The 15746-nt window shown below is 31.6% G+C and carries 16 protein-coding genes and 1 pseudogene; 4 read left to right on the forward strand and 13 right to left on the reverse strand.

The features are described 5' to 3' along the window. Positions 1-97: IS3 family transposase (locus BAA9072_RS18275; protein WP_201714309.1), on the forward strand; the 97-nt coding region annotated here is incomplete at its 5' end. 81 nt (positions 98-178) lie between these two features. Here the strand turns inward: BAA9072_RS18275 and BAA9072_RS18280 are convergent. The 7 genes from BAA9072_RS18280 to BAA9072_RS18310 form a co-directional block, all read right to left on the reverse strand. Further along, complete coding sequence (locus BAA9072_RS18280) at positions 179-523, reverse strand: cell division protein FtsK (RefSeq protein WP_201716127.1); 345 nt, start codon at positions 521-523, stop codon at positions 179-181. Between the two features lie 111 nt (positions 524-634). Beyond that, complete coding sequence (locus BAA9072_RS18285; RefSeq protein ID WP_201716128.1) at positions 635-2452, reverse strand: ABC transporter ATP-binding protein; 1818 nt, start codon at positions 2450-2452, stop codon at positions 635-637. After that, a complete protein-coding gene (locus BAA9072_RS18290) occupies positions 2449-2874 on the reverse strand; it encodes a hypothetical protein (protein ID WP_201716129.1) in 426 nt (141 codons plus the stop codon). Before BAA9072_RS18290 ends, BAA9072_RS18285 begins: the two co-directional genes overlap by 4 nt. A gap of 13 nt (positions 2875-2887) precedes the next feature. Beyond that, on the reverse strand, positions 2888-3397 hold the full coding sequence (locus BAA9072_RS24730) for a MauE/DoxX family redox-associated membrane protein (RefSeq protein ID WP_201716130.1): 510 nt from the start codon (positions 3395-3397) through the stop codon (positions 2888-2890). A 15-nt stretch (positions 3398-3412) separates the two neighbouring features. Continuing rightward, complete coding sequence (locus tag BAA9072_RS18300) at positions 3413-3793, reverse strand: hypothetical protein (protein WP_201716131.1); 381 nt, start codon at positions 3791-3793, stop codon at positions 3413-3415. A gap of 18 nt (positions 3794-3811) precedes the next feature. Then, entirely contained in the window at positions 3812-4237 is a 426-nt protein-coding gene (locus tag BAA9072_RS18305; protein WP_201716132.1) for a TlpA family protein disulfide reductase, read from the reverse strand. After that, positions 4238-4705: a hypothetical protein gene (locus BAA9072_RS18310; protein WP_201716133.1), complete on the reverse strand. Its 468-nt coding sequence runs from the start codon at positions 4703-4705 to the stop codon at positions 4238-4240. A 531-nt stretch (positions 4706-5236) separates the two neighbouring features. On the opposite strand from BAA9072_RS18310, the gene secDF reads away from it, so the two are divergent. Beyond that, on the forward strand, positions 5237-7492 hold the full coding sequence (gene secDF, locus BAA9072_RS18315; RefSeq protein ID WP_201716134.1) for a protein translocase subunit SecDF: 2256 nt from the start codon (positions 5237-5239) through the stop codon (positions 7490-7492). Between the two features lie 696 nt (positions 7493-8188). Here the strand turns inward: secDF and BAA9072_RS18320 are convergent. After that, positions 8189-9013 (reverse strand): endonuclease/exonuclease/phosphatase family protein, encoded by an 825-nt coding sequence (locus BAA9072_RS18320; RefSeq protein ID WP_201716135.1) that lies wholly within the window; start codon positions 9011-9013, stop codon positions 8189-8191. Between the two features lie 55 nt (positions 9014-9068). Between BAA9072_RS18320 and BAA9072_RS24735 the strand changes: the two genes are divergently transcribed. Continuing rightward, on the forward strand, positions 9069-9335 hold the full coding sequence (locus tag BAA9072_RS24735) for a JAB domain-containing protein (protein WP_201716136.1): 267 nt from the start codon (positions 9069-9071) through the stop codon (positions 9333-9335). A gap of 145 nt (positions 9336-9480) precedes the next feature. Here BAA9072_RS24735 and BAA9072_RS18330 read toward each other — a convergent pair whose 3' ends face one another. After that, positions 9481-9834: a hypothetical protein gene (locus tag BAA9072_RS18330; RefSeq protein ID WP_201716137.1), complete on the reverse strand. Its 354-nt coding sequence runs from the start codon at positions 9832-9834 to the stop codon at positions 9481-9483. Positions 9835-10099: 265 nt separating this feature from the next. Between BAA9072_RS18330 and BAA9072_RS24360 the strand changes: the two are divergent. Further along, positions 10100-10177: pseudogene (locus BAA9072_RS24360) on the forward strand (nucleotide pyrophosphohydrolase); the annotation flags it as partial. A 476-nt stretch (positions 10178-10653) separates the two neighbouring features. On the opposite strand, the gene BAA9072_RS24740 reads toward BAA9072_RS24360, so the two are convergent. From BAA9072_RS24740 to BAA9072_RS18345, 4 genes are all read right to left on the reverse strand, one after another. Further along, positions 10654-10839, reverse strand: coding sequence for a DUF6527 family protein (locus BAA9072_RS24740; RefSeq protein ID WP_408015250.1), 186 nt, complete (start codon positions 10837-10839; stop codon positions 10654-10656). A 98-nt stretch (positions 10840-10937) separates the two neighbouring features. Beyond that, complete coding sequence (locus BAA9072_RS18335; protein ID WP_201716138.1) at positions 10938-11141, reverse strand: hypothetical protein; 204 nt, start codon at positions 11139-11141, stop codon at positions 10938-10940. Positions 11142-11462: 321 nt separating this feature from the next. Beyond that, positions 11463-14912, reverse strand: a complete 3450-nt coding sequence (locus BAA9072_RS18340; protein ID WP_201716139.1) for a DEAD/DEAH box helicase — start codon at positions 14910-14912, stop codon at positions 11463-11465. Beyond that, complete coding sequence (locus BAA9072_RS18345) at positions 14899-15711, reverse strand: Hachiman antiphage defense system protein HamA (RefSeq protein WP_159130293.1); 813 nt, start codon at positions 15709-15711, stop codon at positions 14899-14901. The genes BAA9072_RS18340 and BAA9072_RS18345 overlap by 14 nt, the downstream gene beginning before the upstream one ends. Positions 15712-15746: the final 35 nt, after the last annotated feature.

Here is a 15746-nt window from a genome sequence, read left to right on the forward strand (position 1 = left end):
ATATATCCACTGGTACAATCATGAACGTTCAAAAGAAAAATTGGATGGACTAAGTCCAGTCGAATACCGAACTCAGTCCATCCAATCAGCTGCATAACAAAACTCTAACTTTTGGGGTTAGCCACCAACGTACAAGATACATACCAGGACTCTTTTAACATAATTTTCCCTATTAAGTTTAAAGTACTAAATGATGTACAACTCCTTGCAAATACATACCTAAACCAGTAAAAGCAAGAATTAGTCCTACAATGAATGTCCAGGGATTATCTTCTGTTTCCTTATCAAAAGTCCAAATAGTTAGAGAGGAAAATAGTATGGTTAATATAGGTAAAATTACATATTTTGGACCGAAAGCAAAAGATATTCCTCCTACAATCATCACTATTAATCCATAAGGATTTGCTTTTTTTATATTTTCAATATAGTCTTTTTCATACTGTGAAAACCCTTCATCATCATACCTATAAAAATGTTTTTTTGAGTCATTGAAAAACTTTATTGTACTTTTTAGTATTTTCATCTGCTTTTCCCCCTCATTTTGCAAGAGCCGTACTCCTTTACTCCTTACTTAATCATAAATAAACAGAAAGAAATGGATCATCTTTCTTTATCATAGAAAGAACCTATTTGTTTATAATGTAACTAATTCTTTGGTAACATACCACTCACTTTGAATATCAAACATTCTGGCATATTCTCCATTAGATTCTAATAATTCTTGGTGGGTACCTTGTTCAATTAATTTTCCATTATCCATTACCAAGACCCTATCCACGTTCTTACAAATTCCCAAGCGGTGAGTAATAAAGATACCAGTTTTATTCTCTGTAACATCAATAAATTTCTTTAAAATTTCGGACTCAGATGCAGGATCTAATGCGGCTGTTGGCTCGTCTAGAATAATGATATCACTGTCTTTAAACAAAGCCCTTGCTAACCCTATCTTTTGCCACTGGCCGCCTGATAACTCTTGTCCCCCAGAAAAGGCAGTCCCTAGCTCTGTGTCGTATTTATACAGTAAACTGTTTACAAAGTCTGAGTTTGACATTTTTAGCGTTTCTGATAGTTTTTGATTGTTATTTAGATTTCTTATTTCACTTATAGCTATATTTTCTCTAACAGTCAGTTGATAATGAACAAAGTCTTGAAAAATTGCACTTATTTTCTTTCTGATTTCTTTGGTATCAATGTTTTTAACGTTGATACCATCATAAGCAACTGTTCCATGAGTAGGAGTGTACAACCCTATGATGCAGTTTATAAGTGTACTTTTCCCAGCTCCATTCTTTCCCACTACAGCAACTTTTTCACCTTTTCTAATATTAAATGAAATATTATCTAAAACCTTTTTTTGATTATTAGGATAACTATAACTTATATTACTAACCACTATTTCGTCTTCAAATGAAAATGAATGTGGTTTACTATTTAAATCTTCCTCTTCTAAATTAATATAGCCGAAATAGTCATTCATAAATACTGCACTTTCATGTAAGTTTGCTATTTCTTCTGAAATCTCACTTATCAAAGATAATGAATAAGTGATTCCTTGCGAAAAGATAAAATAGTCACCTACAGTTAAACGCCCTTTTGTTGTTATATATAATAGGCTTCCTACAAATATAATATTAGAAATTTCTCTTGCGCTATTAACATATGCATTAGCTGATTCAGCCTTTTTTTCCAAATTAAATTGTTCATTATTATTTTTCCACAAAAGCTTCTTCCATTTATTTCTCAAATAGTCCTCGTGTTGAAATAGTCTAAGTTCTTTAGCCGCATTTCTACTTTTTAGGATGTGATTTAAGTAATTCACTCTTCTTTGAGTGGGTGTTTGTTCATGTACTTGATTATATCTTTGTTTACCAAGCCAAATATTTACCCATAAAGGTGGAATAATTAAAATCATCATACATAAAGGAAGTATCCAGCTTAAATTGAATAGCATAATTAGAAAGCCAATCAATGTTATAGTACTTTGAATTATTCTAAATGATGAAGAAAATAAATCTAATCCTCTTTCCTCTGCTGCTGCTGATCTTTCAATTTTATTATAGTATTCAGGGCTATCAAAAAAAACAAGGGGTAATTTACCCGCTTTATTCATAATGTTATCTTGAAAGCTAAAATCCACTTTCTGTTTAAGTTTTAGATTAATTAACCTATGAAGTGATTCTATAATTAATGTAAATATCGATATTGAAGCTTGGAGAATAAGTAAAAAAACTCCTTTGAGTATACCTTTATTAGTTCTAATTATTTCCACTATTGCATCAATTATTTCTTTCATAATATATAAATTCATCAATGGAATCAGAGCTGTTGCAATATAAAAGATACTGTTGAAAACAAATAATACGGGAGAAATAGACCATATAACTCTAAATATTTTTATAATATTCTTGAAAACCATTGGCTGTTTACTTTGGTGTGTTAAAGTTCTAATCATACAAAATACTTTCCCTTTTCACTAATGATATATTCCTTATCTAAAATTAAGTAACTAGGAAAATCATGTATTCCCATTGAAGCACTTAGTTTCCCTTTTTCATCAAGGATTATTTTGAGATTGTTTAATTCTGGTATTTTCTTATTGATACTATTTTTTTGCCACTCTGGTCCCCTAAAAAATATATAAAGAAAATCCCCATTGTATTTCGATATAGCGTCTATTATCAGGATATCATTATTTTTATTTTCGTAAGTTAGAAACAAACAAACACTGTTAGAATTGATTAATTCACCCTTGCTAAGAGTATGAAATAAAACATTACTTTTTTTTATAGTAACTACCTGTTTACTTAGGATTATTGAATTGGTAATTAAGATTAAAAAGATTATTAATAGAGTTAGCCATAGAATAAAAGTCATTTTTATCTCCTAACTAATAAAACCTTTTGATATGTTGAATTGAAATAATTGTAATAGAGGTTATCATCATGAAAAAGGGGGAAAATAATCTATTATATTCTTCTAATCCTAATTCTAATTCTAAAGGTGATAGTACGAGACCTATAATACATAAGAAGATTAGAATAGTATTTCTTGTAATTGAAAGTTTTTTATTTGTTAAACCTTTTTGTATCCCGAAGCAATTACAAACAATATCCTGGTGCTTTACAAATGCTCTAATAAGGAAAAAAGTAAATACTAAAAAGGTTAAAATTGCAATAATATATGAGAAAAACAAAAATAGATTTAATGAAAATAATAAAGCTAGTATTAGTTCCGTACTGATGACGAGAATAGCAATTGCTTTGCGAGGAAGTAACTCCTTATTTAAAAGGTTTGTTATAGAATTCAAAAATTCTTGAAAAGAAAAGATTTTGGATAAACCTGAAAAATAGAAAAGGAATGCCATTAGACTTGAAATTATACTAATTACACTTATCATTCATTTCACTCATCCTTAATTTTTTTCACGAAGTCTCACTGTTATTGGATAGGATGTTACCTCATTTTTATTTAATAATAACTTGAAATTAATTATCCCTTTTTTACATAAAAGGAGTTGCATTTTTAAATCCATATCAATTCCAGGAACCTGATCATCATCCCTATAGTTTCTGACTGCGATTATATCAGAACTAGCAACTATCTCTTTTTCACTATCTAATACACCTACAGCAAAATCAGTTGTTTGAGTAGAAGGTATCCCTATTAATTTCACAAATGCTTCTACCTCATATATGCAAGGAAAGCAATCTACATATATTGTGTTAATCACTGAACCTAATTTATGTACCACATCAAAAGTAACCTTATCGCAAATTATCATTTGTGCTTCCATTTGATTTTCCACTCCTTCTTATCTATGTCCATCACTCATATATTTATAGTCATCCATGTTATAGATAACTCCTTTTTTCACCACTTGATTTTTATTAATAATCATACAGAAAGGAAGAGTTACCACCCCAAAATACTTCTCCATCTCATCTTCGTTTAATTGAACAACTTGAAAGTTCCAATTAAAATATTTGTGCATTTCTTCATTATCACTAATGTCTCCTGTAGAAAATAGAATAAGTTTACTATTACCAGCATCACTTATCCCTTGCAATTCAGGCAATAAATCTATACAGTGTGCACAGTAATTTGAAACAAAAACAAAGATACAATTACCTTTAAATATCACTTGTTCTCTATTAAAATCAAAAAATTTCAGGTTTGGTATATCATCCCCAATTTCTAAACCCGTTTCATGAGATGATCTTGTTGTGGACTTATACATTTACTTCACTCCCTCTAAATAATGAACTCTAATCAAAGGCCAAGCAATTGCTTCTAAGGTCTCCATATCATTAAATAATCCACCTGCAATAATTTGACCCATTGAATTGATGACAAAAACCCAAGGAATTATTCCATTGTAATTTAACTGTTTACTAACATTTTTAATACTACAAATTTTAGTTGGAATTTCCAACTTGGTTGTATGGGTCATATGTTGCTGTGAAGGTGTATAGAGTAACATTAAAAAATTAAATCTAGAGTATTTTTGATAGAACTCATTTATGATATCAAAATCACACGCCTCACAATTTGTACCCCCTAAAAAAATCAGCGAACCATATTCAGTGTGAGATATTCCCTCAGTAATTAAAATTTCACCGTCTATTTTAAGTTCTAAACTATCAGGAAAATAGTTTCCAAAGGTATATTCTTCTAATGTTTTGAGAAACTTTCTATGATTTTCCATTATTATTGCCTCCTCAAATAAAAAATTGAAGGTAAACTGAAAAACAGTTTATCCTCCAATATTTTTCGAAATAACTTAACCGCAGCAACCAACTTTAGTTACATTACAAGTAACTAATTTTTTATTACCCGTAAACCAATTCTTACAAAAAGTGGATGTGTAACTCTCTTTTACTTGACGTCCAGAATCTCCACTACAACCGAAAGTACCACATCTAGTCTTAGAAGAACTGCTGTCAACACTTGAAAAAATAGGACATGAACAAGCCATTAATAATTTCCTCCTTTTTGAAATAATGAGATATATTGTTAATATTAACAATTAAAAGTATATTTCACTCGAATGACAATAGCAACATATTTTTACAATTTATTCAAAAATAATACAATTTAATACTTTTTTTGATATTTACACTTACCATAAACTAACTTTTATAGTATTAATTGAATATGGTATTTATTTTGTATGAGGTTTGGTTTTGTGGTTTCTAAGCGGAAAAATCTTGTTTACTATACTAAAGGAGAATTAGAAATGAAAAAACGCAGTAGAATAATTAGTTTATTTATAATTGTATTTTTCCTTCTTACTATTATGGGAGGAACAACCAATAACATAATAAAAAATATTAACCTAGGGTTAGATCTACAAGGTGGTTTTGAAATTCTTTATGAAGTAGTACCTGCTCAAAAAGGAGAGAATGTCACAAAAAAATCTGTAATTGATACACATAAAGCTCTAGAAGAAAGAATCAACATTTTAGGAGTAAGTGAACCAAAGATACAGATTGAAGACGGGAATAGAATTAGAGTTCAACTTGCTGGTGTAAAGAACCAAGATGAAGCAAGGGATACTCTTTCAACCCAAGCCAATCTAACATTTAGAGACGTAAATGATACTGTACAATTAGATGGTTCAGATCTAGTATCTGGTAAGGCACAGCAATCTTTTAATAAAAACAATCAGCCTATAGTATCCTTAAAGTTAAAGAACAAAGAAAAGTTTTTTCAACTTACAAAAGATATTTTAGACATGGCACCTGAAAATAAGTTGGTCATTTGGCTAGATTTTAATGAAGGTTATGATTCCTATTTAAAGGAATCAAAAAAGGAAAAACCAAAATATCTATCTGCTCCCAGTGTAAATAATCCAATAAACTCAGATGAAGTAATAATTGAAGGGGATTTCACTCTTGAAGAAGCCCAACATTTAGCTTCGTTATTAAATGCCGGCTCTCTTCCAATGAAACTAGATGAAATTTATTCAACTTCAGTAGGTGCACAGTTCGGTCAACATTCATTAAATCAAACTGTATTAGCAGGTTTGATAGGAATTTCAATAGTTTTCCTATTTATGATTTTCTACTATCGCTTTCCTGGATTAATTGCAACTTTAACTTTATCATTCTACATATACTTAGTTTTGTTAATTTTCGACTTAATGAATGGGGTATTGACTCTTCCTGGAATTGCAGCACTTATACTTGGGGTGGGTATGGTAGTAGATGCTAACATAATCACATATGAAAGAATTAAAGAAGAGATTAGAATTGGTAATTCTATTCCTTCCGCTTTTAAAGCTGGTAGCAAATCTTCTTTTTTGACCATCCTTGATGCAAACGTCACAACTATTTTAGCTGCAACTGTATTATTTATATTCGGGACTAGTTCTGTTAAGGGATTTGCTACAATGCTAATTGTTTCTATTCTGACAAGTTTTATTACAGCCGTCTGGGGATCTCGAATATTACTTGGACTATGTGTTGAGATGAGTTTTTTCAAAAATAATCCAGGTTTGTTTGGTGTAAATAGAAATAGCATACTGGAAAATAAAGATACTCTAGATTTACCTACAAGTTTTGATAAGTTTGATTTTGTCAAACATAAAAAGAAATTTTTTGCACTATCTGGGGCTCTAATATCTACAGGAATAATCCTACTGGTAATTTTTAAATTAAATTTAGGAATTGACTTTGTTAACGGAACTCGCGTTGAGATCCATTCGAATAAGCACTTGGATTCTGAATTGGTGCAAAAAAATCTAAAAGAAATTAATTTGCCAGCTGAAAGTATTGTCATTTCTGGTAAGAACCAAAATATTGGAGTGGTTCGTTACTCAAAGGATTTAAATAAAAATCAAATCAATAAACTAAAGAATTACATCCAAAACACCTACAGTATTGAACCGAATATCAGTACTGTTTCACCAATAATCGGTAAAGAATTAGCCAAAAATGCTTTGCTTGCAATTGCTTTTGCCTCTATTGGAATAATTATCTATGTTACTATACGTTTTGAATGGAGAATGGCGGTTTCCGCTATAATAGCTTTATTACATGATGCATTTTTTATGGTTGTTTTTTTTAGTTTTACTCGATTAGAAGTTGACTTAACCTTTATCGCTGCTGTTCTAACAATCGTTGGATATTCTATTAATGATACGATTGTTACCTTCGATAGACTAAGGGAAAACCTACAAAAGAAAATTGTATTAAAGAACTATGAAGATATAAATGAAGTAGTGAACAAAAGTCTCCGACAAACAATTGGACGTTCGATTAATACTGTATTAACAGTTATATTTACTGTAGTAGCATTGTTAATATTCGGAAGTGAATCAATACAGAACTTTTCTATAGCCTTACTAATAGGTCTAATAACTGGAACCTACTCTTCAATCTTTATTGCATCTCAATTGTGGCTTGTCTTGAAAAAGAAAGAATTAAAGAAAAAAACTACTATAAAAACTATTAAAGAGAAGAAAAGTTGGTCAGATGAACCACAAGTATAATTTTGTGAAATAACCAATTACTTCTTCCCTTAAAGAAGTCAAAATATAACTCTGTTGTTTGTGCTATATGATTAAAGAATTTTATTTTATTATTTTAAAATTTGCGTAGGGAGAATTTGAAACCAAGTTCTGGTCTGGGTAGTTGTATTAATGAGGCAAATTAAGGAATGGAATCTACACCTGCATTAAGAGACTCAATTGTATCCAACCAGATTCTCTTAATCAAACGAAGTACAACTAGTAAGTAGGTTGATGAAAATCTCGGATTTATTTCAAAAGGAAGGAAAGAATTTAAATTGAAGCTTTAACCGGCACAAGGATTTTTTATCCTTAAAGCAGATAATTGATGTTTATCGGCTAAAGAAGAAAAGTTGTTTGATCTTTTCATTAACTATTAGATCTTAACTGCTTGATACCGTTCACCGTGGTGATTTGAGAGGCAAAAAGGCATTGGTAAACTGACCTTACCAATGCCTTTTAAATTTTAACTTTATGTAATTCTCCATAATTTCATAGAAAGTCTCCGTACTCTAAATAGCTTGTGTAGTAATGGCATACATATAATGCTGATAGTAGTTTTTCAATTATGAAATTTAATACCCTTTCAAATGACTAGAACATTATTCAGGGGCTATTACAAATCAGCACGAATGAAGCATTCTTATAATCATTCTTTATTTCTAAACCAACAATAAATTAATCACTTATTCGTAGCGATAGCATATTATGGTCACTACAATTCGTAGGTGTTATGATAACACCTTTATCTACTTTGTCTGCTATATCATTTGAATAAAAAATATAATCAACGCATGTACCACTTGAACATCGAGTAATTGGATTTTCATCATAAAACTTTGTAGCATGCGTTTTTTTAAATTTATGGATGTCATTATCGGCTCTTAACGTGTTAAAATCACCTGCAATAATTGTTCGAACTGTATTGGTTTTGGCAAAATTAATAATTTCAGTCCAATATTTATTTCTTGAATTTCTTTGTTTTATTGTTGGCTTTTCCCCCCAAACAGGGAAATGTACACCTAATGTTGTTAAATGCTGTTTAATGAAAAAATTGCGTAATTCATATTTATTTAAAGTACAACTATTAAGCATTAAAGCGTCGTTCCCTTTTTTAGTTGCAATTAATATCCCATTTTGAGCATGTTTTCTTTTTAAGTTATTACTAAAATCTAAATGGTAATCTTCTAAATAGGGGAATAGCAGATGATGAAATTGATATTGGAATTCTTGTAAAATGATAATGTCTGGCTTTAGTCGTGTTTTTTCTCCCTTATAAACTTCACCCATTTTTATTTCAGGGGGCATTTTTTGAAGGATAGTGCCAATTTCTTCAATGTTTTTTTTAATCATTTGTTTATGGTCTTCTGAAATGTCATCTATCCATTTGTTCTTATTCGTGTCATATAAGGGTATAATAACTCCATCTTGTCTATAAACTTTATAGGCATATACGTCTTTACTTCCTCCACCCTGAATGTTCCATGAAATAATGTTCGTCATGGTACTCCCCCAATTAATTTTATTATTTAATAATTTTATAAGAATAGATTTCCTAATGCAATTTATAGGAATATGTATAAATACATTCGTGGGACTAATTTGTCTGAATATAAAAAATCAGGTTATAGCTGTCCACAGAAGTCATATTGGCACACTCTCCTACTCATCTATTTCACCAAGAGAAATATTCATAGCCTGTATTTTAAATAACGCAATGAGCTTTGTTATCACGCATAATCAACCTTCTACTATCATCAAACCATCAAAAGGCAGGAATAATTTTGTATATCCCCTTAATAGACCATCTTTTCTTGAACGTTAATGGAGAGTATTTCAGCTTTAGACAAGAAGGTTACTTGTTTGAGAACAGGTTAGTCTGGAGGAGAAGAAAGAAGTAAAAATAAAGCTGCCATGCCATGGCAGCAACTATTTTTGATTATAAAAAGTCAGGTTTTATCTCAGGAATTTTATCCTACTACATCTGCCTCAGTACCTGGTATTTCGTTACCGTTTTTGTCCAATTGCACTAAAACTTTTTTCGTTTTTTTGAAGCCTGGTACTACTGGAACTTCTTTAATTTTTGTTTCCGTCACTTCGAAATCAGTTTTTCTGTTTACTTTCACCTTCCAAGTCTTCGGGTCAATTTCAACAGTTGTATCACTTTTATCTTTGAGCGGTTTTTCTGATTTTATGATTTCTATTTTTTTTCGATCATCCATATATTTCATTCCCAACGCAGTGCCTGCTAATGTAACAAATGTAACTATTACTCCAGTTAATGCATTACCGCCAAGTTCAAATTCCGTTTTCTTGTGGTCCATTTCTCCATCTCTCCTTTTCTTTACAAACAAAATTCTTAAAAGGCTTTGAAAAATGCACTTCAGTATACTAGTTCTTAAAATGTAGATACGGTTATACAAACCAAAAGGTTTCATTTTTAAAAATAAATTTTCACCCTCCTTTCTAACTACTAACTAAAAGGGCTTATCTGGGTATCAAAAAAATTGAATCCCCGACCCACTTGTTACATACAAATTTAATGAAGGCTAATTGTTCCAGATTCTTCCGTGAGAAGGTTCGAGCGATATTCAACAGTTAATCAATAAAATAAACAAATTCCGAGACCAGCGTAACTGGAAACAATATCACAATCCCAAAGACCTCTTCCATAAAATAAAGTTCCTGTTACTATTTAAACAATGTTAATAGTTCGAGTAGCCGCAAGCACTTGAGCTTCTACTTTTAATCCACATAATCCTGTTCTCTATTACCTTATAGCACAGACACCAACTTCCTATAAATATCTCTCCAAGAATCCTCCAAATTCAAAGTCATTACTTCCACCGTCATTCGATCATCCCACGCAAACTTTTCATCAATTTCTGCCCCATTATATGGATATATCAATATTCCTCTTAAGGCTATATCCTTCGGCTGGTGCATTAAATAGGTGAACATTTGGAGTCTACTGTGTAGAGCTTATAAATAAATAGTGGGATATAATCAAACCACTTCCTCCTAAAACGGACTTTTCCTACAAAAACACCCCAGAAGAAGTTAGATTGTAACTCTAACTTCTTTTGGGGTGCTGTATCAAACAAGTCTTTTTGATATTGCTCTTGTTGAAATATCATAAGGAATTAAAGCTTAAAAAGCCTTTTAATCTTATCAATTAGACGATTACTTTTTTGAACATACTTTTTTACAGACTCTTGGTCATTTTTTATAACTTCTTGACTGGCAGTCTTTGATATTGGTCCTGCCCATACAACCTTATTATTTGTAATAAAATAGTGGGATTGACAAGGATGACTCCAATTTCCTATTAGTAGGGGAAAGTGAAGTTATAATGTCAGCACCGCCTCCACACTCATATTTATGCTTCGCGATATCGTATTCAATTGAAATGTATAGTACATCTTGTTCAATTTCTAAATTCAACAAATTGATGGCCATGACTAACAACTTCTTCATCAAGTACGAATATTGAATGATAGATTGCTACATCTCTAAGATAAAATCCAAAAATCTTCTTCCATGCAACTACTCCCATATTAGCATTTAGAGCGTTTAACTCCGAAATTTGGATATTTTGAGAATAAACATCATCATCTGCTGCTTGTCCCATAGCGATTTTATTCAATTATGAACTATTGTCAGGGGTGACCAGCGTTTTTCTAACGGTTCACCGTGGTTATTTGAGAGGCAAAAAACATATAAAGACGAGAGACAAATCTCTCGTCTATTTTCAATTGCAAATTCTTAAATGTCTATTTATAAGGTTAAGTATCCGAAACTTCTTGTCACTTGGTTAATAAACTTATTACTACTAAATATAGCTTCTATTGAGACTAGGGGCTTAGAAATACCAAGGGTTTTAAGTTATCACCTTGAGCTAGAATACTCCCATAAAGGAATTGTTAATTTAATATTCCTGGATAGTTATTTATTAAATTGATTTATAACTGGTTACAACTTGTATATTGCTTCCAAATTTCCTTTTGACTCTGCATTCAATTTCCGCTCCCATAATATCCATTTGAAATGAAAGTATCTTAGCTAGTCCCCTTGGAACAAAACCAAGTTGCTTATCTTGGTGAAAAATTTGAATTGCAAATGAATCAAATTCATTCTCCTGCTGTCTCTTTAATAATAATTTCTCTCCCACTTTAATAAGTTTCGCTACCTCAATTCTTTCTGCTTCATACGGTATTCCTTTCACATTGAAGGAATAATTAGTCTTATTAAAATTACTTGTGGTTTTGTCATTTAGATTAATTTTTGATATTAAATTAAAGATATTACGTATTCCGTAAGTTGATTTTAACCCACACTTATTAATTTCTTCCACTTGAAGATTCACAAACCAATTTATAAAGGAACGTAAATCTGTAGGGCTGTCATAAGACTTTGATAAGAGCAAACAATCTTTTCTAGATATCAAACCCATATCCTTCAACCACAAAGCATAAGTATCGTTCAATCCACTTTTTATTTTTGCTGGGAGACTTAAAATACTCTTACTAAGACTAGTCCAATCGCGCTGTAATATATACGATGCAATGAAGATTACAGATGTAATTCCCCAAGGATATCTATAAGCTAGGCAATCTTCTATGTAAACATTCATTAAATCTGCGTTTTCTTCTCCAACAGAATCTGACCACAACCTTCTAAGCGTTTCTAAATCATCCCCATTTATCCACGAAAGTATAAAAGGTTCGAGCTTGGTATTACCCACGATTGAAACGTTTTTTAAAGTTTCTTTGGGTTGCATTTCTTCACATAATATTAAGCATTTTAATGCTAGCTTTAAAAATTCCACTTCATTTTCTTCATCAAATGCCTTACTAAGATTTTGAGTACTTAGTAAAGTTTCTTCAATTTTAATGCATGAATCAAGAGTTAAACCCGTTCTCGCAAATACAACTTTTCTTTCACGTGGTTCAATACTCCAAAAACGATTAGCAGTTTCAAGTAAGATGCTTTTAACATATTGTGAATCTTCATCTATGGATTGTATTTTAAATAAGGTATCTCCTACAAAAGACTCCATTAGTTGTTGATCTGGAGTATCAACTACTTCTTCCACAAGAAAATTCATAAGTGCAGGTTCAGAGTATTCTGCGATAATGTCTTGTAAAGCTTGTTTAGAAATCCTTCCTTCACGATGTAATTCCATTGCAACAGTAAATATACTTCTAACGCGCTCAGAATTCAGTGGATTGGAGTATTCATTATATAAAGCTCTATCCCTTGCAGAATTAATAACAAAAACAACCTGACCTTCTGTCTCTCGCCCTGCTCTACCAGATCTACCAACTATATTCCAAAAATCCCTAACTTTAACTGATAACCGTTCAGAAGGGTTTGGGATAATATCTAAGGAGTAGACCAGTAAAGTTTTTATTGGTAAATTTACTCCTTGACCTAGCGTATGTGTTGCAACAAGTATTTTCAACTTTTTTTGCGCGTATTCTCTTTCGACAGCTTTTCTTACTTCATCTGCTAAATCTCCAAAATGAGGTGCTACTCCCCTGCTTATACATTGTGTTATTATGCTATCCTCTCCATACCACCTAATTGCAGCTTCCAGTGCTTCACTATCATCTACCTTCGGAAAATGTGTTTCAGCATCATAATAATTATCTAAGATATCGATTAATTTCAAGAATGCTTTTAATACGCTATAGACACCTCCCCCACCACCTCGGCCAACTGTAGCACAATATATAAGTACTGATCCTTCCCGGAGATACCGGTACGCTAAAATTGCTGTTGATTCGGACTTGTTGGTAAAATTAGGGAAAACCTTTTCAATAACCCTTTTCTTCTTCTTCCCCCTGGTGATTTTCCAATGTAAAGGGTTTATAAAATTCGGAATGAAAATCTTTTTAGATCTACTACCTATGTCTTGAACATAATTATTAAATTCAACTTGGCCATTAGTTCCGATCCATGAAAAGTAACCTATTAACCTTCTTGTAGGCTGCCATGCGTGACCATCGTATTGTTTAGGTGAATCTATTTTTGATTGTTCATTATTTATTAGCCATTTTGCAAACTCATCACTATCAGCATCAGGCATAACTGCTGAAATAAATAAAAATCTGCTGTGTTTTGGTGTAAACCATCTTTTAAGGCGTGTGAGAAGTAATTCGAATTGTGCTGATCTACTATCTAAATTACCTAAGACATGTCCCTCATCGAATACAAAAAGAGAAATATCATCAAATAACTCAGGCTTTACTCTGATTAAGAAGTCAACCTTTTCAGGCGTAGCAACTAATACATCAGCTTCTCTTAACCAAAATTGATCAAGTTCATTCAACTCATAACTTCCGGATAGGCTAGAAACTACATAGCCTAATTTCGATAAACGACTACTTAAGTTATTTTCCACCTCATTGACAAGTGAACGAAAAGGAGCAATATAAAGGCACTTTTTGTTACTTCCGATCTGTTGTAAAATGGATAATTCAGCAATTAAGGTCTTTCCTGCGCTAGTCGGCATTTGAATAATAAAACCTCTGTTATCTTCTAATACACCTTTATTTATTGCATTAATTTGGGATTTCCAGAACTCTGATTGAGATAATCTCTCTTCAGGAGGTAGCAGTTTATTATCTGAATAAGGACTTGTAGCAAGCAACCTTAAATATGGTTCCCAAATCTCAGATGACTCTTCAATGAATTCCGATAATACTGTCCAAGTTGTACGATGATAAGAAATATGCATTTTAAATTCTAATAATGTTAATATAGTTGTGAGAGTCGCATCTCTTAGATTTAGGGCTAAATCCTTTGCTTCCGCTAAATCTTTATAAAAATCGCCATTAACTCCAGTTAACTGAAACTTGCTAAATTCACTAATTGCTTTTCTCCAAAAATATTCAATTTCATTATCAGAACCCCCTATAAGTTGCATGTCAGCTGGTTTAATAGCTTGTAGTTGCTTCCTTAATAGCAAAGTAACTAATGAGAATAAATTATTTACACTTATGTCCAATGATTCATTTTCTTCAATTTTATATTCAAGCGATTTTAATATACACGAAGATTTAGCTTGAAAACCTGATAAGTCATAGCAAAGTGCAGATAAAACCTTAGCATAATCTTTGTCATATTCTTCAGACATCAAAGAAAAAGTTTCAAATAGTTCGGCAGAAACTTTAAGTCCTTGCATACATACTGGACTTTCTTTGTGAGTCAAAACTTTGGCACTTGCTGAACTTAGAAATAATGCATAACCCCATATTGTTGATTCATTATAGGTTGCTTTGAAATTTGCCCCCATTTTTTTTGCGAAAATCTGACCATACTGGTTCCTAAAAAACGAAGAATCTATCAGTTCTTCTACTTGTTTTTCTTTTTTATTAATATATTCAAGGAGTTCCATAAACAATTTCCTCCCCAACATCAGGTACTAGTGAAAAACAATGATTTGCTAATTCGTCAAGTTCGTCAATGAGTAAAACATTAAAATTTAGTCCGTGATTTAGTCCTTTGAATTTATCTAGTTCTATTATTATATCTTCATTCCATAAACTCTTTTCATGTACCAAAAAGATATGATGGTCAGTTGGGAAATTGGCCTTTTGTAGCACTATTTCATCAAATTGATCAGAAAGATCATAATTACCTTCATTAAAATAGAGAGTAGACATAAAATCTGCAATTGTAATAATAGAAGATGTATCATTTATATAAAGTGAGTCATGAGCTTTTACACCAATTTGTTTATCGTATGTAATTTTTGTCTTTGTTTCGCATATACAGAGGCTACGGACCTTTCCAGCGCCATCAAGTTGCACACCAAATACATCTATACCAAAAGAAGATTTTTTCCTATTAAGCTTATACCTTAGTTTTATTAATGCAGTTTCTAAATTCATAACATCTCGTAAAAATAAACTTGAAACAATTTCTCCCCAGTCGCCACGTCGAACATTTTTATCTATTACCGTAGATAAGTCAGGGAATACTTCATTCTTCAAATATTCACGTAATTCATCCTTTTTCCTTTTAAGATACCTTCTTTTTAAGTGTTCTGGATTTTTATATGCTATAAGCAGTTCCCCAGCAAGCCATGATGGAAATAACTTTTCTTCTCTCACTTCTGTTTCGGAAACATCTATTATATTAAATTTATATCCATGATTACTTCGCTTCGAATGGTTAAGCCAGTCTCGTATCATATAGAGTCCCCCGTTTTAAAGTAATTCTAATTCAA

The organism is Rossellomorea arthrocnemi (assembly GCF_904424705.1).
In the GTDB taxonomy this organism is placed as follows: domain Bacteria; phylum Bacillota; class Bacilli; order Bacillales; family Bacillaceae_B; genus Rossellomorea; species Rossellomorea arthrocnemi.

Coding starts and splice junctions, on each gene's coding strand:
- BAA9072_RS24735 (WP_201716136.1), top strand. CDS start 9,069: ATGCAATTTATAGGAATATGTATAAATACATTCGTGGGACTAATTTGT.
- BAA9072_RS18300 (WP_201716131.1), bottom strand. CDS start 3,793: ATGGAAGCACAAATGATAATTTGCGATAAGGTTACTTTTGATGTGGTA.
- BAA9072_RS18320 (WP_201716135.1), bottom strand. CDS start 9,013: ATGACGAACATTATTTCATGGAACATTCAGGGTGGAGGAAGTAAAGAC.
- BAA9072_RS18335 (WP_201716138.1), bottom strand. CDS start 11,141: ATGGGACAAGCAGCAGATGATGATGTTTATTCTCAAAATATCCAAATT.
- BAA9072_RS18285 (WP_201716128.1), bottom strand. CDS start 2,452: ATGATTAGAACTTTAACACACCAAAGTAAACAGCCAATGGTTTTCAAG.
- BAA9072_RS18345 (WP_159130293.1), bottom strand. CDS start 15,711: ATGATACGAGACTGGCTTAACCATTCGAAGCGAAGTAATCATGGATAT.
- BAA9072_RS18330 (WP_201716137.1), bottom strand. CDS start 9,834: ATGGACCACAAGAAAACGGAATTTGAACTTGGCGGTAATGCATTAACT.
- BAA9072_RS18310 (WP_201716133.1), bottom strand. CDS start 4,705: ATGGAAAATCATAGAAAGTTTCTCAAAACATTAGAAGAATATACCTTT.
- secDF (WP_201716134.1), top strand. CDS start 5,237: ATGAAAAAACGCAGTAGAATAATTAGTTTATTTATAATTGTATTTTTC.
- BAA9072_RS18290 (WP_201716129.1), bottom strand. CDS start 2,874: ATGACTTTTATTCTATGGCTAACTCTATTAATAATCTTTTTAATCTTA.
- BAA9072_RS24730 (WP_201716130.1), bottom strand. CDS start 3,397: ATGATAAGTGTAATTAGTATAATTTCAAGTCTAATGGCATTCCTTTTC.
- BAA9072_RS18305 (WP_201716132.1), bottom strand. CDS start 4,237: ATGTATAAGTCCACAACAAGATCATCTCATGAAACGGGTTTAGAAATT.
- BAA9072_RS18340 (WP_201716139.1), bottom strand. CDS start 14,912: ATGGAACTCCTTGAATATATTAATAAAAAAGAAAAACAAGTAGAAGAA.
- BAA9072_RS18280 (WP_201716127.1), bottom strand. CDS start 523: ATGAAAATACTAAAAAGTACAATAAAGTTTTTCAATGACTCAAAAAAA.